Raw genomic sequence first — 2,264 nt, 5'->3', positions numbered from 1 at the left:
TCAACAACGATCCGCTGATGCTCGTGCGCAACACCTTCCGCAACGTGCTTTACGCGCACCCCGAAGCCGGCGGCTATCCGGCCACCGATTTCGACGCGCTGTTCTCTGCCGCCTTCGCGCAGACGCTGTCCTTCGGCCTGTTGCTGGTCCGCGAATCGACCAATGCGGCGGTGGGCGAGGATGCCTGGCGGCAGATGCCCGATGAACATCCGCTGCTGAAAGCCGCGCTGCGTGTGCTGAGCGAGGATGAAGTCACCAGCCAGATCGGCATCGGCTTCGAAGTGATGCGCGATTGCGTCAACAGCTTCGCGCCCGAAATCCTCGCCCTACAGCCGGGCGGGCGCGACCCGATCCTCTATTTCTACGAGGACTTCCTCAAGACCTTCGATCCCGCGGCGCGCGAACGCTATGGCGTCTATTACACCCCGCTGGAGGTGGTGCGCTATATGGCGGGCGCGCTCGATCGGGCGCTGCGCGACAACCTGGGCACGCAGGGCTTGCGCGATCCGGCGGTGCGCATCCTCGATCCCGCCACCGGCACCGGCACCTTCCTGCTCGGCGTGGCCGAGCGGGTGCGCGATCAGGTGATGGCCGATGAAGGCGGGGTGGCCGCCTCGCTGGCATTGGGCGATCTTGCCACGCGCATGTTCGGGTTCGAATTGCTGGTCGGCCCTTATGCTGTCGCGCATTACCGCCTGCATCACGCCCTGCGCGTGCGCCCGGCCGACGACGACGAGGATGCGCCGCAACCGGTCCGCCTGCCACGTCTGGGGGTTTATCTTGCGGATACGCTGGCCGAACCAAATGCAGTGACGCCGGTGGGTCAACTTGGAATCCAGGGAATTCCGATCGACGATGAACGGCACGCTGCGAACCGTATCAAGGCCCAGCAGCAAATCCTCGCGATTATCGGCAACCCGCCATACAAGCGCCTCGCCGAAGGCGAGAACGAAACGCTCGTCGGACGCTGGATGGACGGCATCTGGGACGATCTCAAACGTCCGGTGCAGGAAGCCGGCCAGGGCGGCCAACTCAACACCTTCCCCGAATTTTCTGTCGCGTTCTGGCGCTGGGCGATCTGGAAGTTGTTCGAGGCCGACAACGCGCCGCAACGGGGCGTCATAGCCTACATCACCAACCGCAAGTTCCTGACCGGCTGGCCTTATGCCGGCCTTCGCCAGATGATGCGCGAACGGTTCGACCGGATCGAGGTGATCGATTTGCGCGGCGATGTAAGAGCCGGACCACGTGGTGATGTTGATGCCGATCAGGGCGTTTTCAACATCATGGTTGGCACCGCGATTACAATCGCGATTGCGGATGGCAGCAAGGCCGAAGGCGTACTGGCGGATGTGGTCTATACGGATTGCTGGAAGGAGGGGCGCTTCGGCAAGCGGCCGAAACTGGATTGGCTGACAAGCATGGCCGATGCAGGCAAGGCGACCAATCAAGTGGCTATCGATCGCGGATTGCTGGAAGACTGGCGGCCCGAGCCCTTTGATAATGGAGAATGGCTGTCAATTAGGGAGATTTTCCGGTTCAGCCTTAGCGGCCTCCAAACCAAGCGCGATCACTTTATTTACAGCCCTGACCGTCAGGTTCTGGCGGATCGGATTCAGGCATTTCGGCGGATGACCCCAGCCGACGCGAAGAGCGCCTTCCATGATTCGCGTGACCGACTTTGGACGGGCGCAAGCGCCATCCCATTTGATCCTAACCTGATCTCACAGGTCAGCTATCGACCCTTCGACCAGAGAAGCCTTTATAATCACCGAGCATATGGCGATTTCCTGCGTCCGGAACTCCAGGCAGCCTGGGGTGCTCGCAACGTTGGGTTCTACAGTATGCCATTCGGCGTTGGTGCGGGACCGGCAGTCTGGTGTCACGGGTCCATCCCCGACTACCACTCGTTCAGTGGTCGTGGCGGTTACGCCTTCCCGCTTTATGACCGCCGCGCGGGACCCAATGCGTTCAATCTGAGTCCTGTCCTCATCTCGGCATTGGCCGAGGCATACGGTGCCGAGCAAGCACCCGGGGACATTTTCGACGCGATGCTCTGCCTGCTCTCGGCCAGCAGCTACGCGCGCCGCTTCGCCGAAGACCTTGAAGACACCTTTCCGCATGTGCCCTTTCCCGCCGATCCAGCGGTGTTCGCCCGCGCCGCCGCCGTCGGGCGCGAAGTGCGCGCGCTCGAAGCGTTCCAGCGCGCACCAGCACCGGCGTTCCGCACGCGTGAATTCTGCAAGCTCGTGGGCGAACCGGAC

Annotated in this window: 1 protein-coding gene; it reads left to right on the top strand. The window is 62.5% G+C overall.

The window, feature by feature from the left end; translation table 11 throughout:
- Positions 1-17 precede the first annotated feature (17 nt).
- Positions 18-2,264 (top strand): type ISP restriction/modification enzyme (locus Q0R16_RS16750; protein ID WP_295638755.1); only part of this gene is annotated, 2,247 nt, incomplete at its 3' end.

Source organism: Novosphingobium sp. (genome assembly GCF_025351285.1).
In the GTDB taxonomy this organism is placed as follows: Bacteria; Pseudomonadota; Alphaproteobacteria; order Sphingomonadales; family Sphingomonadaceae; genus Novosphingobium.
This window is presented reverse-complemented; position numbering and strand designations above follow the sequence as displayed.